Source organism: Pseudomonas sp. MCal1 (genome assembly GCF_026341415.1).
Taxonomy (GTDB): domain Bacteria; phylum Pseudomonadota; class Gammaproteobacteria; order Pseudomonadales; family Pseudomonadaceae; genus Aquipseudomonas.
The window spans coordinates 12,541-33,594 of sequence record NZ_JAKUMP010000014.1 but is presented as its reverse complement, the minus strand read 5'-3'; the positions used below and the strand labels follow the sequence as shown (position 1 = coordinate 33,594).

General features: G+C 61.4%; 22 protein-coding genes. 9 read left to right on the top strand and 13 right to left on the bottom strand.

Annotated elements, in window-relative coordinates:
- Nucleotides 1-16 precede the first annotated feature (16 nt).
- Nucleotides 17-937 carry a zinc ABC transporter substrate-binding protein gene (locus MKZ87_RS22190; protein ID WP_085696550.1) on the bottom strand — a complete coding sequence of 307 codons (921 nt, stop codon included), beginning with the start codon at nt 935-937 and terminating at the stop codon, nt 17-19.
- A gap of 66 nt (nt 938-1,003) precedes the next feature.
- Here MKZ87_RS22190 and zur point away from each other — a divergent pair, with 66 nt between their 5' ends.
- The 4 genes from zur to MKZ87_RS22170 are packed head-to-tail and all read left to right on the top strand — an operon-like array spanning nt 1,004 to nt 3,803.
- Nucleotides 1,004-1,486 carry a zinc uptake transcriptional repressor Zur gene (gene zur, locus MKZ87_RS22185; protein ID WP_085696548.1) on the top strand — a complete coding sequence of 161 codons (483 nt, stop codon included), beginning with the start codon at nt 1,004-1,006 and terminating at the stop codon, nt 1,484-1,486.
- The gene (znuC, locus tag MKZ87_RS22180; RefSeq protein ID WP_085690422.1) at nt 1,486-2,271 is read left to right on the top strand and encodes a zinc ABC transporter ATP-binding protein ZnuC; all 786 of its coding nucleotides are present in this window, start codon (nt 1,486-1,488) and stop codon (nt 2,269-2,271) included. Before zur ends, znuC begins: the two co-directional genes overlap by 1 nt.
- The gene (gene znuB, locus MKZ87_RS22175) at nt 2,264-3,052 is read left to right on the top strand and encodes a zinc ABC transporter permease subunit ZnuB (RefSeq protein WP_085647186.1); all 789 of its coding nucleotides are present in this window, start codon (nt 2,264-2,266) and stop codon (nt 3,050-3,052) included. Before znuC ends, znuB begins: the two co-directional genes overlap by 8 nt.
- Nucleotides 3,053-3,089: 37 nt before the next feature.
- A complete protein-coding gene (locus tag MKZ87_RS22170) occupies nt 3,090-3,803 on the top strand; it encodes a PA5502 family lipoprotein (protein WP_085696545.1) in 714 nt (237 codons plus the stop codon).
- A 113-nt stretch (nt 3,804-3,916) separates the two neighbouring features.
- Here the strand turns inward: MKZ87_RS22170 and katE are convergent, their stop codons facing one another.
- Nucleotides 3,917-6,058, bottom strand: coding sequence for a catalase HPII (katE, locus tag MKZ87_RS22165; RefSeq protein WP_266201991.1), 2,142 nt, complete (start codon nt 6,056-6,058; stop codon nt 3,917-3,919).
- Nucleotides 6,059-6,317: 259 nt separating this feature from the next.
- On the opposite strand from katE, the gene MKZ87_RS22160 reads away from it, so the two are divergent.
- The 3 genes from MKZ87_RS22160 (at nt 6,318) to MKZ87_RS22150 (ending at nt 8,847) form a co-directional block, all read left to right on the top strand.
- Nucleotides 6,318-7,325, top strand: a complete 1,008-nt coding sequence (locus tag MKZ87_RS22160; protein WP_266201990.1) for a methionine ABC transporter ATP-binding protein — start codon at nt 6,318-6,320, stop codon at nt 7,323-7,325.
- Nucleotides 7,325-7,999, top strand: a complete 675-nt coding sequence (locus tag MKZ87_RS22155) for a methionine ABC transporter permease (protein ID WP_007953997.1) — start codon at nt 7,325-7,327, stop codon at nt 7,997-7,999. The genes MKZ87_RS22160 and MKZ87_RS22155 overlap by 1 nt, the downstream gene beginning before the upstream one ends.
- Before the next feature lie 74 nt (nt 8,000-8,073).
- Nucleotides 8,074-8,847: a MetQ/NlpA family ABC transporter substrate-binding protein gene (locus tag MKZ87_RS22150; RefSeq protein WP_085702221.1), complete on the top strand. Its 774-nt coding sequence runs from the start codon at nt 8,074-8,076 to the stop codon at nt 8,845-8,847.
- A 157-nt stretch (nt 8,848-9,004) separates the two neighbouring features.
- Here MKZ87_RS22150 and MKZ87_RS22145 read toward each other — a convergent pair whose 3' ends face one another.
- Genes MKZ87_RS22145 through MKZ87_RS22125 form a run of 5 tightly spaced genes read right to left on the bottom strand, consistent with a single transcriptional unit; the run spans nt 9,005 to nt 12,913 of the window.
- The gene (locus MKZ87_RS22145; RefSeq protein ID WP_085696539.1) at nt 9,005-9,640 is read right to left on the bottom strand and encodes an SCO family protein; all 636 of its coding nucleotides are present in this window, start codon (nt 9,638-9,640) and stop codon (nt 9,005-9,007) included.
- A complete protein-coding gene (cyoE, locus tag MKZ87_RS22140) occupies nt 9,637-10,536 on the bottom strand; it encodes a heme o synthase (RefSeq protein WP_085696537.1) in 900 nt (299 codons plus the stop codon). Before cyoE ends, MKZ87_RS22145 begins: the two co-directional genes overlap by 4 nt.
- A complete protein-coding gene (locus MKZ87_RS22135; RefSeq protein WP_085696535.1) occupies nt 10,524-11,603 on the bottom strand; it encodes a COX15/CtaA family protein in 1,080 nt (359 codons plus the stop codon). The genes cyoE and MKZ87_RS22135 overlap by 13 nt, the downstream gene beginning before the upstream one ends.
- Before the next feature lie 10 nt (nt 11,604-11,613).
- Entirely contained in the window at nt 11,614-12,207 is a 594-nt protein-coding gene (locus tag MKZ87_RS22130; protein ID WP_085696939.1) for a hypothetical protein, read from the bottom strand.
- A complete protein-coding gene (locus MKZ87_RS22125; protein WP_085696534.1) occupies nt 12,173-12,913 on the bottom strand; it encodes an SURF1 family protein in 741 nt (246 codons plus the stop codon). Before MKZ87_RS22125 ends, MKZ87_RS22130 begins: the two co-directional genes overlap by 35 nt.
- A 72-nt stretch (nt 12,914-12,985) precedes the next feature.
- Between MKZ87_RS22125 and MKZ87_RS22120 the strand changes: the two genes are divergently transcribed.
- Nucleotides 12,986-13,189 (top strand): twin transmembrane helix small protein, encoded by a 204-nt coding sequence (locus MKZ87_RS22120; RefSeq protein WP_064592503.1) that lies wholly within the window; start codon nt 12,986-12,988, stop codon nt 13,187-13,189.
- A gap of 7 nt (nt 13,190-13,196) precedes the next feature.
- Here the strand turns inward: MKZ87_RS22120 and MKZ87_RS22115 are convergent, their stop codons facing one another.
- The 4 genes from MKZ87_RS22115 to coxB all read right to left on the bottom strand — a co-directional run bounded on the left by MKZ87_RS22115 (nt 13,197) and on the right by coxB (nt 17,593).
- Nucleotides 13,197-14,084: a cytochrome c oxidase subunit 3 gene (locus tag MKZ87_RS22115; RefSeq protein ID WP_085690430.1), complete on the bottom strand. Its 888-nt coding sequence runs from the start codon at nt 14,082-14,084 to the stop codon at nt 13,197-13,199.
- A 25-nt stretch (nt 14,085-14,109) separates the two neighbouring features.
- Nucleotides 14,110-14,661: a cytochrome c oxidase assembly protein gene (locus tag MKZ87_RS22110; protein WP_085702218.1), complete on the bottom strand. Its 552-nt coding sequence runs from the start codon at nt 14,659-14,661 to the stop codon at nt 14,110-14,112.
- 129 nt (nt 14,662-14,790) lie between these two features.
- Nucleotides 14,791-16,383, bottom strand: a complete 1,593-nt coding sequence (gene ctaD / locus MKZ87_RS22105; RefSeq protein WP_085696532.1) for a cytochrome c oxidase subunit I — start codon at nt 16,381-16,383, stop codon at nt 14,791-14,793.
- Between the two features lie 82 nt (nt 16,384-16,465).
- A complete protein-coding gene (gene coxB, locus MKZ87_RS22100) occupies nt 16,466-17,593 on the bottom strand; it encodes a cytochrome c oxidase subunit II (RefSeq protein ID WP_085696530.1) in 1,128 nt (375 codons plus the stop codon).
- 369 nt (nt 17,594-17,962) lie between these two features.
- Between coxB and MKZ87_RS22095 the strand changes: the two genes are divergently transcribed.
- Nucleotides 17,963-18,595, top strand: coding sequence for a hypothetical protein (locus tag MKZ87_RS22095; RefSeq protein WP_007953981.1), 633 nt, complete (start codon nt 17,963-17,965; stop codon nt 18,593-18,595).
- A 51-nt stretch (nt 18,596-18,646) separates the two neighbouring features.
- Here MKZ87_RS22095 and MKZ87_RS22090 read toward each other — a convergent pair whose 3' ends face one another.
- Together MKZ87_RS22090 and MKZ87_RS22085 are read right to left on the bottom strand one after the other, a co-directional pair.
- Nucleotides 18,647-20,173, bottom strand: coding sequence for a SulP family inorganic anion transporter (locus MKZ87_RS22090; protein WP_085702217.1), 1,527 nt, complete (start codon nt 20,171-20,173; stop codon nt 18,647-18,649).
- 91 nt (nt 20,174-20,264) lie between these two features.
- Entirely contained in the window at nt 20,265-20,996 is a 732-nt protein-coding gene (locus MKZ87_RS22085) for a carbonic anhydrase (protein ID WP_085696528.1), read from the bottom strand.
- Nucleotides 20,997-21,054: the final 58 nt, after the last annotated feature.

Genomic DNA, 21,054 nt, shown 5'->3' with positions numbered 1-21,054 from the left:
GCTGCGGTTTTTTGTATCAGAGCGATTCGAGACAGCCCGCCAGGTCATTCCCCAGCTTCTCCAGCACTTGCTCGTAACCCTGAGCCGTCGCTGGCGTGTACCCGCCCAACGCATCCAGCTCCGCCAGCTTCACCGGCAGGCCCGCCACCAGCGTTTCGGCCAGGCGTGGACGCAGCGGCGGCTCACTGAACACGCAGGTCTTGCCGACCTCCTGCAATCGCGCGCGCATCGCCGCCACATGCTGGGCGCCCGGCTGCACTTCCGCCGCGACGCTGAATACGCCGGTGTGTTTCAGGCCGTAGGCGTCTTCGAAGTAGTCGAAGGCTTCGTGGAAGACGAAGTAGGGTTTGCCTTCAATACCGGCCAGGCGTTTCTTCAAGCGCTGGTCGAGTGCATCCAGACGCTCATCGAACGCCTTGGCGTTGCTCTGGTAGCGCTCGGCATTGGCCGGGTCTGCGGCGCTCAGGTCAGCAGCCATTTTGTCGGCAATAACCCGCGCGTTCACCGGCGATAGCCACAAATGCGCATCGAGGCTGCCCGGGCGATGATCGTGATCGTGTTCGTCGGCTTCTTCAGCGTGGGAGTGGCTGTCCGCAGCGAAACGACGCAGCTTCATGCCTGAAAGATCCTGTACCGCGACGCTCGGCAGCGTACGACCGTTCAGCACGCGAGGCAGGAAACCTTCCATGTCCGGGCCGATCCAGTACAGCAGGTCCACCGATTGCACTTTGCGCACATCGGACGGACGCAATGCGTAGTTGTGCGGCGAAGCCCCCGGCGGTAGCAGCACTTCCGGAATCGATACACCGTCCTGCACTGCAGCGGCGATCAATTGCAGGGGCTTGATGCTGGTGAGGACTCTGACCTCGGCCTGAGCCGGACCGATCAGCAGAAAACCGGTGATGAATACGACAAAAACAGAAAAAAGTCGGGACACGATGACCACTCAATGAGGCGAGAACGGGTAACATAATAACGTCTCTAACCAAACTCGTCGCCGCTCATGCCTATTACCCCGATTGCCAGCCGTCCCCACGACCACTCGCACTGCGTTCACAGCGCGCTGTCCGAGGCCGATGCCCTGTGTGCACAGAAAGGCTTGCGCCTGACCGCGCTGCGCCGGCGAGTGCTGGAGCTGGTCTGGCAGAGCCACAAGCCGCTGGGTGCCTACGACATTCTGGCGGTGCTCAGCGAGCAGGACGGCCGCCGCGCTGCTCCGCCAACCGTGTATCGGGCGCTGGACTTCCTGCTGGAAAACGGCCTGGTGCACCGCATTTCCTCGCTCAACGCCTTCGTCGGTTGCGTTCACCCGGAGCATTCGCACCAGGGCCAGTTCCTGATCTGCCGCGAATGCCACGCCGCCATCGAACTTGAACAAAAAAGCATCAGCGACGCCATCGTTCACAGTGCCAAGGACGTCGGCTTCATCGTCGAAGCCCAGACCGTCGAAGTGGTCGGCCTCTGCTCCGGTTGTCGGGGGGCTTGATGAGCGATGCGCTGATCCGTCTGGAGCAGGTGGCGGTCCGGTTTGCCGGGCAGAACGTGCTGGACAACATTCACCTGAGCGTCGAGCCGGGGCAGATCGTCACTCTGATCGGCCCCAACGGCGCCGGCAAGACCACCCTGGTGCGTGCCGTGCTCGGGCTGCTGAAACCCGACAGCGGCAGCGTCTGGCGCAAGCCGAAACTGCGCGTCGGTTACATGCCGCAAAAACTTCACGTCGATCCGACCTTGCCGCTGTCGGTGCTGCGCTTCCTGCGGCTGGTGCCGGGGGTCGATCGCCCGCGTGCGCTGGCGGCACTCAAGGAAGTCGGCGCCGAACACGTCATCGACAGCCCGGTGCAAAGCGTTTCCGGCGGTGAAATGCAGCGGGTATTGCTGGCCCGTGCCTTGTTGCGCGAGCCGGAGCTGCTGGTGCTCGACGAGCCGGTTCAGGGCGTCGATGTCGCCGGACAAGCCGAGCTGTACAGCCTCATCACCCGACTGCGCGACCGTCACGGCTGCGGCGTATTGATGGTTTCCCACGATCTGCATCTGGTGATGAGCACCACCGATCAGGTGGTGTGTCTCAACCGTCACGTCTGCTGCTCCGGGCATCCCGAGCAGGTCAGCGGCGATCCGGCCTTCGTCGAGCTGTTTGGCAACAATGCGCCGAGCCTGGCGATCTATCACCACCATCATGATCACGCCCACGACCTGCATGGGTCGGTGGTCAAAGGGCCCCTGTCGGCTCAACCTCACGTTCACGGAGATAGCTGCAAGCATGGCTGATTTTCTGTTCTACGCCCTGCTTGCAGGTCTGGCGCTGGCGGTGGTCGCGGGGCCGCTGGGCTCGTTCGTGGTCTGGCGGCGCATGGCCTATTTTGGTGACACCCTGTCCCACGCCGCACTGCTCGGCGTGGCGCTGGGCTTTCTGCTGGATGTCAGCCCGACTGTCGCGGTGACCGTGGGCTGCCTGCTGCTGGCGGTGCTGCTGGTGACCTTGCAGCAGCGCCAGCCACTGGCGTCCGACACGCTGTTGGGCATTCTTGCGCCGAGCACGCTCTCTCTCGGGCTGGTCGTACTAAGCTTCATGCATGAAGTGCGGATCGACCTGATGGCCTATCTGTTCGGCGACCTGCTGGCGATCAGCCCGACCGATCTGGCGTGGATCCTCGGCGGCAGCGCGGCGGTGCTGGTGTTGCTGGTGACCTTGTGGCGCCCGCTGCTGGCGATCACCGTGCACGAAGAACTGGCGCGGGTCGAAGGCCTGCCGGTGGCCGGATTGCGCATGGCGCTGATGTTGTTGATTGCGGTGGTGATCGCGGTGGCGATGAAAATCGTCGGTGTGTTGCTCATTACATCGCTGTTGATCATCCCGGCGGCTGCGGCACAACGTCACGCCCGTTCGCCGGAGCAGATGGCACTGGGCGCGAGCGTGCTGGGCATGCTCGCCGTGTGTGGCGGGCTGGCGCTGTCCTGGTTCAAGGACACCCCGGCCGGCCCGTCCATCGTTGTGACGGCGGCCGCACTGTTTCTGCTGAGTTTTGTTCTGCCCCGTCGAGGGGTGTAGACTTGCTCGTTTTTTGCGCAAATAGAGAGTCGCAGGAATGAAGCCGTTCGCCTCCCGTTATCTGCTCCTTGTGGCCTTTTCAGTGCTGCTGGGCGCCTGCCAAAGCACGCCGCCGGTGGCCGAAGTCCCCGATGCGCGGGCCACGGCCATCGCACAGCTGGAGCAAAGTCTGGCCAGCAGCGAACTGGCCACTGCCGAAGACCAATTGGCAGCCTTGCAGGCCGAAACACCCAACGATCAATCCCTTGAGCAATACCAGCGCCAGTTGGCCGAGGCCTATCTGCGTCGCAGCCAGATCGTCCTGCAAAAGGGCGATGTGAATGCGGCGGCGACTGCGCTGGCCCGTGCCCGCGTGCTGATGCCCAAGGCCCCGGCGCTGACGGGTGGCGTCAACGGCGCGATCACTGAAGCGCGCAAGGCTGAACTGGAGAAAGCCGAAGCGGCGCTGCAAGCCGCTGAAGCCAAGCCGAAAGCCAAGGTGATCGATCCGACTGCGCAAAGCACTACGGTCGCGCTGAATATCACCGACAGCCGCAAACTTCGTCGCCAACTGGATGCGATCGCCGCCGATGTGGTGAATTACGACTGTGCGGTAAGCATTCAGGCCCCGCGCACCAATGATTACCCGTGGCTGGCGACGTTGATCACCAAGCGCGTGAAGAAGCTTGATCCGGATTTCGATCTGAAAATCGAGAAACAGATTCTGCGCAGCGTGCCGGCACAGATGGTTCTGAGCCCGCGCAAACCCTGAAAAGCTTCGTCGGAACGCCACGCGAGCAAGCCCGCTCCCGCATTGAGTTCATGTGAGAACCAATGTGGTAGCGGGCTTGCTCGCGAAGGCGTCCTTTCAGCCAACCAACAGCCTTAAGCAGGAATGGCCTTGGCCTTGGGCTCCCGGTCCCAAACCCGATGCTGCCCGATCGCCGCAAAGAATGGCTTGGTCAGCGCGCCAACATCCTTGCCCTCCAGCAATCCGGCATCCGCCTCCAGCTTCAGCACGTCCAGCAACTGTTTGGCCTCGCTATGCAGCGCGATTGCCTTCAAGTGTTTGTACGCCTCCAGCAGGTAGTGCAACGCCACGCCGTCACCGCTCAACGCCTTGACCGACGCCGCGCCACCCGGCACGAATACCGCGTCGAACGCAATTGATGGCATGCCTTCCATCGATGCATCCACCGCCAGGGTTTTGCCATCAGCGGTCTTCACTGGCGCCGAAGTCGGGCCAAGCAGTTTGGCGTGCGCACCCTCTGCCGCCAGCGCTTTCTTCATCGCATCAATCGCCGCACCATCGACACCGTTGGCCGCAAGGATCGCGACTTTCCGTGTCTTGATGTTTTCCGGCAACAGGTTGGCCTGACTCAACGCTGGCGAGCGATCCAGTGAAGTTTTCGGCACGTCCACGGTACCTTTGCCTGGCGCCGGCAGACCCAGGTTGGCCGCCACGCGTTTGGCCAGTTCCAGATCGATGTTGGCGAGAATCTCGTTCACTTCCCGCGCCCGGATGAATTCACGCTCAACCTTGCCCAGTTCGAAACTGTAGGCAGCGATGATGTGCTCTTTCTCGTGCGGGCTCATGCTGTTGAAGAACAGCCGAGCCTGGGAGAAGTGATCGCTGAACGACTCGCTGCGCTGACGGATCTTGTGCGCGTCGATCCGCTCCGGATAGCTTTCGAACCCGCCGTCCTGCGCCGCCGGTGGCGTTTCTTTCGGCCAGCCACCATCGATGGAGTTCGGTTCGTAAGAGGCGCGGCCCTTGTCGATCACCGTACGGTGCTGGGCATCGCGTTGGCCGTTGTGGAATGGCGCGACCGGGCGATTGATCGGCAGCTCATGAAAGTTCGGCCCGCCAAGTCGGCTGATTTGCGTATCGGTGTAGGAAAACAGCCGACCTTGCAGCAGCGGGTCATTGGAGAAGTCGATCCCCGGCACGATATGGCCGGGGCAGAACGCGACCTGTTCAGTCTCGGCGAAGAAGTTGTCCGGGTTGCGATTGAGGGTCATCTTGCCCAGCGGCGTGATCGGGACGATTTCCTCGGGGATCAGTTTGGTCGGATCGAGGATGTCGAAATCGAAGTCGTGTTCGTTTTCCTCCTCGATGATCTGTACGCCAAGTTCCCATTCCGGGTAATCGCCCATCTCGATGGCTTCCCAGAGATCGCGCCGGTGGTAGTCGGTGTCTTTACCCGCAAGCTTTTGCGCCTCGTCCCACACCAGCGAACAGGTACCGGCGGTAGGGCGCCAGTGGAATTTGACGAAGCGCGATTTGCCCTCGGCGTTGATCAGGCGGAAGGTGTGCACACCGAAGCCCTGCATGCTGCGCAGGCTTTTCGGGATGGCGCGGTCGGACATGGCCCAGATGACCATGTGCGCGGATTCCGGCACCAGCGACACGAAATCCCAAAAGGTGTCGTGCGCGGAGCCGCCGGTGGGTATTTCGTTGTGCGGTTCGGGTTTTACCGCGTGGACGAAGTCGGGAAACTTGATCGCGTCCTGAATGAAAAATACCGGCATGTTGTTGCCGACCAGATCGAAGTTGCCTTCGTCGGTGAAGAACTTCACGGCAAAACCACGCACGTCACGGACGGTGTCGCCGGAACCGCGTGGCCCCTGCACCGTGGAAAAACGCACGAACACCGGGGTTTTCTTTCCCGGATCCTGCAGGAAACCGGCCTTGGTCAGCGCCGAATGGTTCTCGTAGCTCTGAAAGAAACCATGGGCGCCGGTGCCGCGGGCGTGGACGATGCGCTCGGGAATCCGCTCATGGTCAAAGTGCGTGATCTTTTCACGCATGATGAAGTCTTCCAGCAGCGACGGCCCGCGAGCGCCGGCCTTCAGCGTGTTCTGGTTGTCTGCGACCTTCACGCCCTGATTGGTGCGCAGGGCCTGGCCGGTGGCGTCGGAGCGAAATTTTTCAAGACTGTCGAGTTTGGCGTTGGTGTTGGCGCGATCCAGAGTATCGGTTCCGGCCAGCTCACTTTTGGAAGGGACAGGTTTTTTGCTGCTCATCAGACGTAAACTCCTCGTTTGACCCCGGTGCTGCCGAGGCTCTTGAGTGGTTTCCGGACACGGCGCCCGGAGTTTCAAGTCGCTTAACTAGTGACTGATGAGGTTTTTGGGCGTTCCTTTTTTATGACCTTTGATCGCGTTATTGCCAAATGACAGGTTGAATGCGGAATAAATGCTAATAACCTCTATACGGACAGGCTAAAATGCGCGCCCGGCTAACCGCTGATCCTTTTCCAACGCGCCCCACAAGGTTCGCTACGTGATCGAGTTTCAAAACGTCCATAAAACTTACCGCGTCGCCGGTAAGGACATCACCGCGCTGCACCCGACCAGCTTCTCCATCGAGAACGGTCAGGTTTTCGGCCTGATTGGCCATTCCGGTGCGGGAAAAAGTACCCTGCTGCGTCTGATCAATCGCCTGGAGCAATCCAGTGGCGGCAAGATCATCGTCGACGGCGAAGAAGTCACCGCGCTGGACGCCAAAGGCCTGCGCCGTTTCCGTCAGCAGGTCGGGATGATCTTCCAGCACTTCAACCTGCTGGCGTCCAAGACCGTGGCCGACAACGTCGCGCTGCCGCTGACCCTGGCCGGTGAACTGTCCCGTGCCGAGATCGATCTGCGTGTGGCCGAGTTGCTGGCGCGGGTCGGTCTGTCCGATCACGCCAAAAAATACCCGGCGCAGCTTTCCGGTGGCCAGAAGCAGCGCGTCGGCATCGCACGCGCGCTCGCGACCAAACCGAAGATCCTGCTGTGCGACGAAGCCACCAGCGCTCTTGACCCGCAGACCACGGCGTCGGTCCTGCAACTGCTGGCCGAGATCAACCGCGAGCTGAAGCTGACCATCGTCCTGATCACCCACGAGATGGATGTGATCCGCCGCGTGTGCGATCAGGTCGGCGTGATGGATGCCGGTGTGATTGTCGAGCAAGGTTCGGTGGCCGATGTGTTCCTGCATCCGAAGCACCCGACCACCAAGCGTTTCGTGCAGGAAGACGAACAGATCGACGAAAGCGAGCAACGCGATGACTTCGCTCATGTGCCGGGCCGCATCGTGCGTCTGACCTTCCAGGGCGAAGCGACCTACGCGCCGTTGCTCGGTACCGTCGCCCGGGAAACCGGTGTGGACTACAGCATCCTGGCCGGTCGCATCGACCGCATCAAAGACATTCCCTACGGGCAATTGACCCTCGCCGTCACCGGTGGCGACATGGAAGCGGCGTTCGCCCGCTTCACCGCCGCTGACGTTCACATGGAGGTGTTGCGCTAATGGAAGACCTGATGAGTTTCTTCACCAATATCGACTGGTACGAAATCTGGCTCGCCACCGGCGACACCATGATGATGCTCGGCGGTTCGCTGCTGTTCACCGTGCTGCTCGGCTTGCCGCTGGGCGTGTTGCTGTTTCTGTGCAGCCCACGTCAGTTGCTCGAAGCCAAAGGCGTGTACGCCTTGCTGTCGCTGGTGGTGAACATCCTGCGTTCGCTGCCGTTCATTATTCTGCTGATCGTGATGATCCCGTTCACCGTGCTGATCACCGGCACCTCGCTGGGCGTGGCCGGTGCGATTCCGCCGCTGGTGGTGGGTGCGACGCCGTTCTTCGCGCGGCTGGTGGAAACCGCGTTGCGTGAAGTCGATCGCGGCATCATCGAAGCGACCCAGTCGATGGGCGCGACCACTCGCCAGATCATCATGAACGCCTTGCTGCCGGAGGCCCGTCCGGGCATCTTCGCAGCGATTACGGTGACGGCGATTACACTGGTTTCCTACACGGCGATGGCCGGTGTGGTCGGTGCCGGTGGCCTGGGTGACCTGGCGATCCGTTTCGGCTACCAGCGGTTCCAGACCGACGTGATGATTGTCACCGTGGTATTGCTGCTGATTCTGGTGCAAGTGCTGCAAATGGTAGGCGACCGACTGGTCGTGCACTTCTCGCGCAAATAACCGGTTTTGTAATGACATGAGCCGGCCATTCGCTGGCAGGCGCCAGACGGGCGCCGTAAAAAGGAGTTAGCTGAATGAAAAAACTGATCGTTGCCCTGGCTGCCGTCGCAGCGTTCTCGGCCCATGCCGAGGAAACCCTGACCGTTGCCGCCACCCCGGTGCCGCACGCGGAAATCCTCGAATTCGTGAAGCCGGTACTGGCCAAAGAAGGCGTGGATCTGAAGGTCAAGGTCTTCACCGACTACGTTCAGCCGAACGTCCAGGTGGCCGAAAAGCGTCTGGACGCCAACTTCTTCCAGCACCAGCCGTACCTCGATGAGTTCAACAAGGCCAAGGGCACCAGCCTGGTGTCCGTGACCGGCGTGCACCTGGAACCACTGGGCGCCTACTCCAGCAAGATCAAGAAAATCGAAGAGCTGCCAAGCGGCGCCAACGTGGTCATCCCGAACGACGCCACCAACGGCGGCCGTGCGCTGTTGCTGCTGGCCAAGGCCGGTGTGATCACCCTGAAGGATCCGACCAACATCCTGTCGACCGTCAAGGACATCGCCCAGAACCCGAAAGACCTGAAGATCCGTGAACTGGAAGCCGCGACCATCCCGCGCGTGCTGACCCAGGTCGATCTGGCGCTGATCAACACCAACTATGCGCTGGAAGCCAAGCTTGATCCGTCCAAGGATGCGCTGGTCATCGAAGGCAGCGACTCGCCTTACGTGAACATCCTGGTGTCCCGCGCGGACAACAAGGACAGCGACGCCATGAAGAAACTGGCCGCTGCGCTGCACAGCCCGGAAGTGAAGAAATTCATTACCGAGAAGTACAAAGGCGCGGTGCTGCCGGCCTTCTGATCTGATCGTGCCCATGCTTTGCGTGGGCATGCATCCCGGGCGCTTCGCGTCCGCTGGGACGCAGAGCGTCCCTTGCTGCATTCCCACGCAGAGCGTGGGAACGATCAAAAACGAAAAAGGGGACGCCAGTGGCGTCCCCTTTTTTGTGCGTTCATTTTTACTTGCGGTTCAGCATCACCGGCAACTGCGCCACCAGCTTGGCATTGTTCAACGGCGCACGAATGAACCCGCGCTGCGTACCGTCCGGCCCGATCACCGCCAGATTCCCGCTGTGATCCACCGTGTAATTCGGTTTGCTGGTATCGGCCGGAATGAACGGAATGCTCACCGCATTCGCCACCTTCTGCAGCTCGTCGATCGACTTCGGCGTCAGGCCGACGAACTGGGGATCGAAGTAGCCCAGGTATTGCTTCAACTGCGCAGGGTTGTCGCGGTTCGGGTCGACGCTGACCAGCACGATCTGCAATTTATCCACCGCATCCTTCGGCAGTTCGCTCTTGATCTGGCGCAGTTGGGCGAGGGTGGTCGGGCAGATGTCCGGGCAGAAGGTGTAGCCGAAGAACAACAGGCTCCACTTGCCTTTGAGCTCGTTGACCGTGACCGGTTGGCCGTCCTGATTGGTCATCGTCACGTCCGGCAGGTTGCGGCTCTGCGGCAGCAGGATGATGCCGGCGTCGATCAGTGCGGTCGGGTCGCCCTGGCCCTTGCCGCTCAGCACTTTGTTGACGGTCAGGCCGAGGATCAGCGCGATCACGGCGACGAGGATGAAGACGGTTTTCTGGGTTCGAGTCATAGGTTCAACAGTAGGTAGTGGTCTACGAGCAGGGCGATGAACAGCAGAAACAGGTACCAGATAGAGTACTTGAAGGTGTTGATCGCCGCGTGCGGCCGAGTGCCACGGTACAGCACCACGGCCCATTGCAGAAACCTCGCGCCCAGACCGAGCGCACAGATCAGGTACAGCAGGCCGCTCATGTGGATCACATATGGCAGCAGGCTCACCGCCAGCAGGGCGAAGGTGTACAGCAGAATGTGCACCTTGGTGTAGTGCTCGCCGTGGGTGACCGGCAACATTGGAATGTCGGCCTTGGCGTATTCCTCCTTGCGGTGGATGGCCAGCGCCCAGAAGTGCGGCGGGGTCCAGGCGAAGATGATCAGCACCAGCAGCAACGGTTCGGCACCGATGTGGCCGGTGGCAGCGGTCCAGCCGAGCAGCGGCGGGGCGGCACCGGCGAGGCCGCCGATGACGATGTTCTGCGGCGTCGCGCGTTTGAGGAAACCGGTGTAGATCACCGCGTAACCGAGCAGCGAGGCCAGGGTCAGCCAGGCGGTCAACGGATTGGTGAAGGTCAGTAGCAAGGCCTGACCGAGCAACGCCAGCACCAGCGCAAAAGTCAGTGCCGCGGTGGGCGAAACCCTGCCTTCTGCCAATGGGCGTTTATGGGTGCGCGCCATGACGGCATCGATGCGCCGATCCACCACATGATTGACCGCCGCCGCGCCCCCGGCACACAACGCGATCCCCAGGTTGCCGAACACCAGCACCGTCCACGGCACCCCGGCGCGGGTCGCGAGGAACATGCCCACCAGTGAGGTGATCAGCATCAGCACCACGACTTTCGGTTTGGTCAGCTCCAGGTAATCGCGCCACAGCGCCTGCGCCGGACGTTCGCCGATCAGAATCGCCATGGCGTCTCTCCTTTAATAGTGATGGGCGCCGCCGAGTGTTTGCGCGGGCTCAGGCGCCAGCGCGCGATCATCGGCTGCTTGACACGAACCAGGCTGGTCCGCGCGTGATAGTTGACCAGCACCATCGTCAGCAGCAACGCTGCACCGCCGGCGTTATGCGCCACGGCCACCGGCAGCGGCAGATGGAACAGCACGTTGCTGATGCCGAGGGTGATCTGCGCGGCGAGGGCGATCAGTACCAGCCCGGCCAGTCGCGTCATGCCGACCACTTTCAGCTGCCAGGCCAGACCGAGCAGCACGACTGTCACCAGCAACGCGCCGATGCGGTGGGTCAGGTGAATCGCCGTGCGTGCATCGCTGTCGAGTTGCCCGCCGAGGTAATTGGGGCCGATGTGTTGGGTCAGGTGAAAGCCGTTGGCGAAATCCGCCGGCGGCAGCCATTGGCCGTGACAGGTCGGGAAGTCGATGCAGGCCACTGCCGCGTAGTTGGAACTGACCCAGCCACCGAGGGCGATCTGGCCGATCACCAATAACAGTCCGGCGGTAGCCCAGTATTGCAAACGCTTGGGCACGGTCAGCGCCGGCAGCACACCGGACAGTCGCAAGGTCAGCAGAAACAGCAGGCTCAAGGTCGCGAAACCGCCCAGCAAATGCCCGGTCACCACCTGCGGCCAGAGCTTGAGCGTCACCGTCCACATGCCGAACGCCGCCTGGGCGAACACCACCGCCAGCAGAAACAGCGGCAGTTTCAGCGGTTGTCCCGGATGACGACGATTGACCCACGCCCGCCCGGCCAGAATCGAGATCAACATGCCGAGGGTGCCGGCGAAATAGCGGTGGATCATCTCGTTCCAGCCCTTGTGCGCCTCCACCGGTGAGTCGGGGTAATGCAGTTCGGCATGGGCCAGTTGGGCTTCGCTCTTCGGCACGCTGATGAAGCCGTAGCAGCCCGGCCAGTCAGGGCAGCCGAGGCCGGCATGAGTCAGGCGGGTGTAGGCGCCGAGCAGCACCACGATCAGTGCCAGCAGCGTGGCAAACAGCGCGAGGCGAAATCCAGGTTTGGCCATGACGATGCCCTTATCCGATGTTCGACAGTTTCAGCAGGTGGCGCAGGTCGTTGAGCAGATCCTTGCCTTTGACGCTCGGGTCGTAGCGCAGCACGAGGTTGCCGTGGGGATCGATGATCCACAGTTGCGGCGTGGCCTTGTCGCCCGTGGCCTTGCTGAAAGTCGCTGCGTCCAGCGGGTAACGTTGCAGCTGCGGGTATTCGCGGGTCAGCTTGGCTTCATAGTCGGCGCCCAGCGGTTGCGCAGCAGCGAGTGCATGGCTGGCGCGCCCGGCTTCGCGGCCCAGGCCGATCTGGATCTGGCGCGCCAGGTACACCAGTTGCTGACAGTCCACCGCGCAATCCTTCGGCGCGGTGACCAGCATCTGCCAGCGCGTTTCGTCGGACTGGATGCCGAGGTCGGCGCGGGTCTGGCCGTTGCCGATCAGTTCGCCGTGATAGCTGCGACCTTCCGGCACCCAGAACTGCAGCTTGTACATGCCGGTGGCGAGGATCATCGGACCGACCACACCGAGCACGATCAGCAGCAGCTGGATGCGTCCGCGACGGCGACTGGCCGGGGCTTTCGTTTCAGACATGCTGGGTGGATTCATGGCCGCTCCCATGGTGTTTCTCCTTTGCGTTGTGCCAGCCGAGATAGAGGTAGAGACCGAGCAGGGCGGTGGCCATGGCGAACCACTGCACGGCGTAACCAAGGTGTTTTTCCGGGCCCATTGCGACCACCGGCCAGTCAGCCTGATAGCTGGCCGGGCCGGGTTCGGCACGTAATTCGTAGGCGAAGCCGTCGCGTTCGAGGGTTTTCCACAGCTTGGCGGGTTCGATGGCGGTGACGGTTTGCGGCCAGATGCTGCTGACCGGATCGGCATGCAGCTGGAAGGTGGCGCCGGGGGCGACATACACCCAGGCATCGACATTCACGGCGTCAGCCGGCGTGTTGAATTGCGGGGCCGTGCGCCGGTCCGGCCACGGCAGCCAGCCGCGATTGACCAGCAGCCACTGGCCGCTGCGTTGATCCTGGAACGGTTGCAGCAGTTCGACGCCGACCTTGCCGTTGCGCTGACGGTTATCCAGCAACAGGCTGTGGGCGGCATCGAACTGGCCGTGCAGATGCACCCGGCGAAAGGCCGGATCGGCGCTGTGCAGCAACTCGGTGCTGGCCATCGGTTCGGCGGCGCGGCGTTCGGCGTAGCTGGCGAGCAGGGCGGTTTTTTCCGCGCCCCGGCCCAGTTGCCAGAAGCCCAGCGAAACCAGCAACGGCAGCAGCAGGCCGACCACCAGTGTCGGCACCACGCCCGGCCGGAAGCGCTTCATGGTTGCGCCGGAAAATCAGTGAGTGCGATCGCTATACTCAAGTGCATCGCTTGTTCCCCCGGAGTTCTTCCCATGCTCAAAGCAGCCATCGTCCTGATGCTGATTGCCACGGTGGTCAGCCTGTTCAGCGGCCTGTTTTTCCTGGTCAAGGACGACAGCAGCTCGAATCGCCTGGTGATCGCCTTGAGTGTTCGGGTGACGTTGGCCGCCGTCACCGTCGGCTTGATTGCCTGGGGTTTCTACAGCGGCCAACTGGTGTCGCACGCGCCTTGGTAAGTGATCCTCAGAGCACGTAAACGAAGATGAACAAGCCGATCCACACCACATCGACGAAGTGCCAATACCAGCTCGCTGCTTCAAAGCCGAACTGATGTTCGTTGTCGAAGTGGCCCTTCATGATGCGCATCAGCATCACGAACAGAATGATCGTGCCGATGGTCACGTGGGCGCCGTGGAAACCGGTGAGCATGAAGAACGTCGCGCCGTAGATGCCCGAGCCGAGCGTCAGCCCCAGTTCGTGGTAGGCGTGGATATATTCCTCGGCCTGGAAGCCAAGGAACGCGCAACCCAGCAGCACGGTGATCGCCAGCCACAGTTTCAGCGCGCCGCGATGACCTTTCTTCAGCGCGTGGTGGGCGATGGTGATGGTCACGCTGGAGCTCACCAGCAGAATGGTGTTGATCAGCGGCAGGCCCCAGGGGCTGATGACTTCCTTGGGCGGCGGGAACAGTTTCGGATCCGGCGTGTGCAGCAGCGGCCAGGTGAACTGGAAGTTCGGCCAGAGCATGTGGGCGATGCCTTTGGTGCCTTCGCCGCCCAGTGCCGGGCCGGAGACGTGCCGCACATAGAACAGCGCGCCGAAGAAGGCGATGAAGAACATCACCTCGGAGAAGATGAACCAGCTCATGCCCCAGCGGAACGAGCGGTCCAGCTGCGGGCTGTACAACCCCGCTCGGCTTTCCTTGATCACCGCGCCGAACCAGCCGAACAGCATGTACGCCAGCAATAGCCCACCGACGAAAAAGATCAGCGGGCCGTGGGATTCCGGACGCGCTGCCTTCAGATCGTTGAACCAGGTCGCCAGACCGTACACGGTGACGAACATCCCCACCGTGGCCACGATCGGCCACTTGCTCTGGGCCGGGACGTAATAGTGCTCATGAGTTGCCATTTATTGTTCTCCTTATCGGGCACGCTTAACCGCCAGTGTTTGCAGCCACCGGAGGATGTCGGGCGGTGATATCGAACAGCGTGTAGGACAGCGTCAGGTGCTTCACGTCCTTGGGCATGTCGCGGTCAACGATGAAACGCACCGGCATCTCGATCTGCTGACCGGGCTGCAGCACCTGCTGGGTAAAACAGAAGCATTCGGTCTTGTGGAAATACGCCGCTGCATTGCTCGGCGCGATGCTCGGCACCGCTTGCGCGCTCATCGGTTTGTCGGTGGGGTTGCGGGCGATGAAGATCATCTCGTTCACCGCGCCGGGGTTGGCTGTGAGTTCGTCATGCTTGGGATAAAACTCCCATGGCATGTCGATATTGTTGGTCGACAAAAACTGCACCCGCACCTGCCGTGACTTATCCACAACCTGTTCGCCTTCGTACTGCCCGGCGGTCTTGCCATTGATGCCGAAGGCCTTGCACATCACGTCGTAGATCGGCACCAGGGCAAAACCGAAGACGAACATCGCCACCACCACGCCGAGCAGTCGGGTGACCAGCTTTTTCATCGAGATCGAGTCAGCCATGATCCTTGCCCTCGGCCGAGAACCCTGTGGGAGCGGGCTTGCCAGCGATGCAGCCGACGCGGTGTTTCAGGCAGGCCGTCATCGTGGGCAAGCCCGCTCCCACAGGCGTTTCCACAAGGCAGAAAGTATTCATTTCACTTCCGGCGGCGTGGTGAAGGTGTGATACGGCGCTGGTGACGGCACGCTCCATTCCAGACCTTCGGCGCCATCCCACGGTTTGGCCGGAGCCGGTTCGCCGCCACGGATGGTTTTGATCACGATGAACAGGAAGAAGATCTGCGTGGCGCCGAACATGAACGCGCCGATCGACGAGACCATGTTGAAGTCGGCGAACTGCAGGTTGTAGTCCGGAATCCGCCGGGGCATGCCCGCCAGGCCGACGAAGTGCATCGGGAAAAACGTCAGGTTCATGCCGACAAAGGACAGCCAGAAGTGCAGCTTGCCCAGGGTTTCGTCGTACATGTGGCCGGTCCATTTCGGCAGCCAGTAATAGGCGGAGGCGAAGATCCCGAAGATCGCTCCCGGCACCAGTACGTAGTGGAAGTGCGCCACCACGAAGTAGGTGTCCTGGTACTGGAAGTCCGCCGGGGCGATGGCCAGCATCAGCCCGGAGAAACCGCCGATGGAGAACAGGATCACGAACGCCACGGCGAACAGCATCGGTGTCTCGAAGGTCATCGAACCCTGCCACATGGTGCTGGCCCAGTTGAACACCTTCACCCCGGTCGGCACCGCAATCAGCATCGTCGCGTACATGAAGAACAACTCGCCCACCAGCGGGATGCCCACCACGAACATGTGGTGCGCCCAGACGATGAACGACAGAAACGCGATGCTCGCCGTGGCGTAGACCATCGAGGTGTAGCCGAACAGCGGCTTGCGCGAGAAAGTCGGGATGATCTGGCTGACGGCGCCGAAGGCCGGCAGGATCATGATGTACACCTCGGGGTGGCCGAAGAACCAGAACACATGCTGGAACAGCACCGGATCACCGCCACCGGCGGCACTGAAGAAGCTGGTGCCGAAGTGGATGTCCATCAGCATCATCGTCACGCACCCGGCCAGCACCGGCATCACCGCGATCAGCAGGAACGCGGTGATCAGCCAGGTCCAGACGAACAGCGGCATTTTCATCAGGGTCATGCCGGGGGCGCGCAGGTTGAGGATGGTGGCGATCACGTTGATCGCGCCCATGATCGAACTGATCCCCATCAGGTGGATGGCGAAGATGAAGAACGTCACGCTCTCCGGCGCGTAGGTGGTGGAAAGCGGGGCATAGAACGTCCAGCCGAAGTTCGGCCCGCCACCGGGGGTGAACAGGGTCGAGACCAGCAGCAGGAACGCGGCCGGCAGCAGCCAGAAGCTGAAGTTGTTCATCCGCGGCAGGGCCATGTCCGGCGCGCCGATCATCAACGGGATCATCCAGTTGGCGAGACCGACGAACGCCGGCATCACCGCACCGAACACCATGACCAGGCCATGCATGGTGGTCATCTGGTTGAAGAACGCCGGCTCGACGATCTGCAGGCCGGGCTGGAACAGCTCGGCGCGGATCACCATGGCGAACGAGCCGCCGAGCAGGAACATGCAGAACGCAAACCACAGGTACAGCGTGCCGATGTCCTTGTGGTTGGTGGTCAGCACCCAGCGCATCAGGCCTTTGGCGGGGCCGTGTGCGTGGTCGTGGTCGGCATGACCGTGGTCATCGATGACAGCGCTCATGGCCGGTCTCCTTCATGTGAGTGGACTGGGCAGGCCGGGGCGCAGGGCTCCGACCGGTTCACGAAGTACGCAATAGACCGGCTCATTTGCTTTCCGCCTGTTTCAGCTCCAGCACTTCTTTTGGCGTGACCATGTCGCCCTTGTTGTTGCCCCAGGCGTTACGTTCGTAGGTCACGACCGCTGCGATATCGACTTCCGAGAGTTGCTTGCCGAACGCCGCCATGGCGGTGCCGGGCTTGCCGTGGAAGACAATGCTCAGGTGCGCCTCTTTCGGACCGGTGGCGATTTTCGAGCCCTTGAGCGCAGGGAACATCGGAGGCAGGCCCTGGCCTTCAGCCTGGTGACAGGCGACGCAGGTGGTGTGGTAGATCTTGTCGCCACGTTCCTTGAGCTCGTCGAGGGTCCATTCCTTGCTGGTCAGCTCCTTGAGCTGCATCGCTTCGGCCTTGCGTTCGGCGAGCCATTTGTCGTAATCGGCCTTGTCTTTGACGTCGACCACGATCGGCATGAAGCCGTGATCCTTGCCGCACAGCTCGGCGCACTGGCCTCGGTAAATGCCGGGCTTGTCGATGCGGGTCCAGGCTTCGTTGACGAACCCGGGAATCGCATCGCGCTTGACCGCGAAGGCCGGCACCCACCAGGAGTGGATCACGTCAGCGGAGGTCACGAGGAAGCGCACCTTGGCGCCAGTCGGCAGCACCAGCGGCTTGTCGACCTCGAGCAGGTAATGCTCGCCCTTGGCTTCCTTGTTGTGGATCTGTTCGGCGGGCGTGGCCAGGTTGCTGAAGAACTCGACGTCCTGGCCCAGGTATTTGTAGTGCCACTTCCACTGATAGCCGGTGATCTGGATATCGATATCCGGCTCACTGGTGTCGTACATCTTGATCAGGGTCGCGGTCGCCGGAACGGCCATCGCCACCAGGATCAGCAGCGGGACGACGGTCCAGAGAATTTCGACGGTGGTGCTTTCGTGGAATTTTGCGGCGACCTGCCCGGTAGAACGGCGGTGCACCATCATCGACCAGAACATGGCGCCGAAGACGATGATCCCGATTACCACACAGATCCAGAAAATGGTCATGTGCAGGTCGAATACTGCGTGACTGATTTCAGTCGCTCCAGGCGCCATATTCACAGTCCAGGCAGCTTGCGCCGGGCTGAAAATCGACCACAACAGGAGGCCCATCCAGACGTGTGGATGTCGCATCATTGCGGGTTCCCCTTATCGTTCTTGTTATCCCGCCGGCTTTCACCAGAGGCAAGGGAGCGGCTGCATCAGACTACGAACTTGAATCGCCGGGCCTTGCTGCGTGGGCAGTCGGGCGTCATCAGCTAACTCCATTCATTGGCGAGTATAGACAGCCGCTGAAAAATGCAATGTGTGGACGTAAATCGAATGAAACAGCTGGCACTTGCGTTCAAGGGCACGGATGGAGAAGGATGCAGACGAGTGGTGGCAAACCGATATAACGCCGGTGTATCAAGGATGAAATAATTATGACAAATGCGTCTTAGCATTTTTCGTAAGCCAGCTAAGTTATGTCTTCCCTATTTCATTGCCTTGTTTCCTGGAGTTTTCATGAACACCGCCGCATTGCGCGAGCAAATACATATAGCCCGACAACACGAGATTGAAACCGGAAAGCTGACCCGTCAGCTGGAAGCCCAACTGCAACACCTGCACCCGGCCATCCAGTTGCCGGAAACCGACGCCAACGGCGTGCTGACGCGTTTTGTCGCCGCCTACATCGACGAAGTGCCAGACCTGCTGGATGCAGCCAATGAAGTCGCCAGGGAAGCGGGAATCGAGTCGCAGATCAAACCGGTGCTGAAAATCGCCGAACAGTACTTCATCCAGCCGCCCGTGGGCCTGGACAGTCTGCTGGACGAGGCCTATCTGGCGCACCGCTTTGTCGAAGAGGTCAACGACCTGTACATCAAGCATTTCGGCCAGCCACTGATCCCATTGGACATGACGGTCGCCAATCTGATTGCTCACCAGTTGATCGGTGAGGAGTTTGCCAACCAACTCGACGAAGTGGTGCATCACGCAGTGGACAGCATGCTCGACGACGACAGCTTTGCGCTGGAGTCGGTGGAAGCCTACCGCGAGAAACTCAGCAGCCCGGACACCGGCGCGGCGTGGAAACGCTGGCCGTGCATGAGCCGCCGTCTGGGCGTGGGCCTGGAGCTGGATCAGCCTGCGGCTTGATCTCTGCGCAAACGATTGGGGGAACAGATTGCTCTGTTCCCCCAAATGTTTTCAGCCCGCCGCACCGATCCCGGTGGTGGTGCGGATCCGTCCCTCAAGCCTGCGTTTCAACCCGCGCGACTCGATCAACAGTTTCGCCCCCTTGGCCGCATTCGCCCGGCCCCACTCTTCGAGCAGTTCCAGACACGAATGGTCGATGTAGCTCAGATTGTTGAGCGGCACATGCACCGTCGTGCCCGGCGGAATGCTGCCCAGCACCTGAGTCAGTGCCGGCACTTTGAGGAACGTTGCCGCGCCCACCAGACGCAACTCCATTTCACCTTCCTGCGGCAGATCGATCAGGCTGATTTTCAGGCGCGAGGCCTTGAACGCCAGTTTCACCAGGGTCAGGCCGAAACCGATCAGCACGCCGGTCAACAGGTCAGTGAAGATGATCGCCAGCGCCGTGGCGGCGTAGGTAAACATCGGCATCCGGCCATAGCGGCCCAGACCACGGAACGCCTTGAGATCCACCAGTTTGAAGCCGGTGTAGACCAGGACGCCCGCCAGACTCGCCACCGGAATGCTCTGCAACAGGCTCGACAGCAACAGCACGAAGGCCAGCAGCCACAGGCCATGAAAAATCGTCGAGTAACGCGTGGTGGCACCGGCCTGGACGTTGGCCGAACTGCGTACGATCACCCCGGTCATCGGCAGTGCGCCGACCAGACCACAGAGCATATTGCCGACGCCTTGCGCCGACAGTTCACGATCGAAATCCGAACGCGGGCCGCTGTGCATGCGATCCACTGCGGCGGCGGACAGCAGGGTTTCGGCGCTGGCAATGAAGGCCACGGCGAACGCGGCGATCAGCAGCGTCGGGTCAGCCAGACTGAGCAGATCCGCCGGTTTCAGCCAGTCGATGGCTTCGGCCAGATTCGCCGGCACTTCAACACGTTTGACCTGCAACGCCAGCAGCAGACTGGCACCTGTCGCCAGGCCGACACCGAGCAATGCACCCGGAATGAAACGCAGCGAATGCGGGCGGAATTTCTCCCACAGCCACATCACGGCGATGGTCGACAGCCCGAGCAACCCGGCCTGCCAGCCAACGGACGGCAAGGCCTGCGCCACCGCGCCGGGGAAGGCCGTGAGGTTGTCGAGGCCGGAGGGTTTGGGCGAAGCGTCGAGCATCACATGCACCTGCGAGAGCACGATCAGTACGCCAATCCCGGCAAGCATGCCGTATACCACCGCTGGCGCCGTGACCCGGAACCAGCAACCGAGTTTCAGGCGTCCCGCTACCAGTTGCAGGAAACCGGCGAGCAGCAGGATTGGCCCGAGCATTTCGATGCCGTGCTGGCGCACCAGCTCGAACACCAGCACCGCCAGACCCGCCGCCGGCCCGCTGACCTGCAACGGCGAACCCGCCAGCCAGCCCACCACCAGACCGCCGATGATCCCGGTGATCAGGCCTTTGGCCGGCGGCAGCCCTGACGCAATGGCAATGCCCATGCACAGTGGCAGGGCGACCAGAAACACAACCACTGAAGCGAGCAGCTCCCGTGGCAACACAGCTTTCAATTGAGCCGCACGCATGGCGATACTCCCGAAGTTTTCTTCAGGCGTGGCGATGCCGGGGCCGCTGAAACAGCGGCCGGCGTCAAACCACACAGATTTTTAGGAGGATTCAGAAGCGCGCTTTGGGCGTCGCCACCGGGATCGGATGGCTGCCGTCGAGCGGCAGGAAGCAACCCTGATCCGCGTCGTAAGCCTTGATTTCGCTGGTTTCGATGTTGTAGACCCAGCCATGGATGAACAGATGACCGTTCGCCATTCGCGAGGCTACCGAAGGATGGGTACGCAAGTGCTGCAGTTGGGCGATGACGTTCTCCTCGGTGAGGATCGGCATGCTTTCTTTTTCGTCGGTGCAGTTGCAGTTGTCATGCACCATGGTTTTCGCCACTTCGGCGTGGCGCAGCCAGGCTTTGACCGTCGGCATTTTTTCCAGGCTGCCCGGATTGAGCACTGCGCGCATGGCGCCGCAATCGGAATGGCCGCAAATGATGATGTGCTGCACGCCAAGGGCCAGTACCGCGTATTCGATGGCGGTGGAAACGCCGCCGTTCATCTGGCCGTAGGGTGGCACGACGTTGCCGACGTTACGGGTCACGAACAGATCGCCGGGCGAACTCTGGGTAATCAGTTCGGGCACGATGCGCGAGTCGGCGCAGGTGATGAACATCGCCCTTGGCGACTGGGCCGTGGCGAGTTTCTTGAAGAGTTCTTCCTGCTGCGGAAAGACCTCATGATGAAAATGCAAAAAGCCGTCAACGATATGCTTCAACGCTGCATCGGCGGATTCCGCCACGGAGGCGGCTGGCGCCGACGCAGCCAACGGCTGATTATCCTTGTCACTCATGATTCATCCTCATTGGCGGATTCGGGGAGTCGTTCCCGTGTATTCCGGTGTGAAGCCA

Bases quoted from the DNA above. Each gene is read 5' to 3' on its own strand.
- MKZ87_RS22155 (WP_007953997.1), top strand. From the start codon at position 7,325: ATGGAAGACCTGATGAGTTTCTTCACCAATATCGACTGGTACGAAATC.
- znuC (WP_085690422.1), top strand. From the start codon at position 1,486: ATGAGCGATGCGCTGATCCGTCTGGAGCAGGTGGCGGTCCGGTTTGCC.
- coxB (WP_085696530.1), bottom strand. From the start codon at position 17,593: ATGATGCGACATCCACACGTCTGGATGGGCCTCCTGTTGTGGTCGATT.
- MKZ87_RS22135 (WP_085696535.1), bottom strand. From the start codon at position 11,603: ATGGCCAAACCTGGATTTCGCCTCGCGCTGTTTGCCACGCTGCTGGCA.
- znuB (WP_085647186.1), top strand. From the start codon at position 2,264: ATGGCTGATTTTCTGTTCTACGCCCTGCTTGCAGGTCTGGCGCTGGCG.
- cyoE (WP_085696537.1), bottom strand. From the start codon at position 10,536: ATGGCGATTCTGATCGGCGAACGTCCGGCGCAGGCGCTGTGGCGCGAT.
- zur (WP_085696548.1), top strand. From the start codon at position 1,004: ATGCCTATTACCCCGATTGCCAGCCGTCCCCACGACCACTCGCACTGC.
- MKZ87_RS22090 (WP_085702217.1), bottom strand. From the start codon at position 20,173: ATGCGTGCGGCTCAATTGAAAGCTGTGTTGCCACGGGAGCTGCTCGCT.
- MKZ87_RS22125 (WP_085696534.1), bottom strand. From the start codon at position 12,913: ATGAAGCGCTTCCGGCCGGGCGTGGTGCCGACACTGGTGGTCGGCCTG.
- MKZ87_RS22095 (WP_007953981.1), top strand. From the start codon at position 17,963: ATGAACACCGCCGCATTGCGCGAGCAAATACATATAGCCCGACAACAC.
- MKZ87_RS22110 (WP_085702218.1), bottom strand. From the start codon at position 14,661: ATGGCTGACTCGATCTCGATGAAAAAGCTGGTCACCCGACTGCTCGGC.
- MKZ87_RS22115 (WP_085690430.1), bottom strand. From the start codon at position 14,084: ATGGCAACTCATGAGCACTATTACGTCCCGGCCCAGAGCAAGTGGCCG.
- MKZ87_RS22085 (WP_085696528.1), bottom strand. From the start codon at position 20,996: ATGAGTGACAAGGATAATCAGCCGTTGGCTGCGTCGGCGCCAGCCGCC.
- MKZ87_RS22145 (WP_085696539.1), bottom strand. From the start codon at position 9,640: ATGACTCGAACCCAGAAAACCGTCTTCATCCTCGTCGCCGTGATCGCG.
- MKZ87_RS22120 (WP_064592503.1), top strand. From the start codon at position 12,986: ATGCTCAAAGCAGCCATCGTCCTGATGCTGATTGCCACGGTGGTCAGC.
- MKZ87_RS22170 (WP_085696545.1), top strand. From the start codon at position 3,090: ATGAAGCCGTTCGCCTCCCGTTATCTGCTCCTTGTGGCCTTTTCAGTG.
- katE (WP_266201991.1), bottom strand. From the start codon at position 6,058: ATGAGCAGCAAAAAACCTGTCCCTTCCAAAAGTGAGCTGGCCGGAACC.
- MKZ87_RS22150 (WP_085702221.1), top strand. From the start codon at position 8,074: ATGAAAAAACTGATCGTTGCCCTGGCTGCCGTCGCAGCGTTCTCGGCC.
- MKZ87_RS22130 (WP_085696939.1), bottom strand. From the start codon at position 12,207: ATGGGAGCGGCCATGAATCCACCCAGCATGTCTGAAACGAAAGCCCCG.
- ctaD (WP_085696532.1), bottom strand. From the start codon at position 16,383: ATGAGCGCTGTCATCGATGACCACGGTCATGCCGACCACGACCACGCA.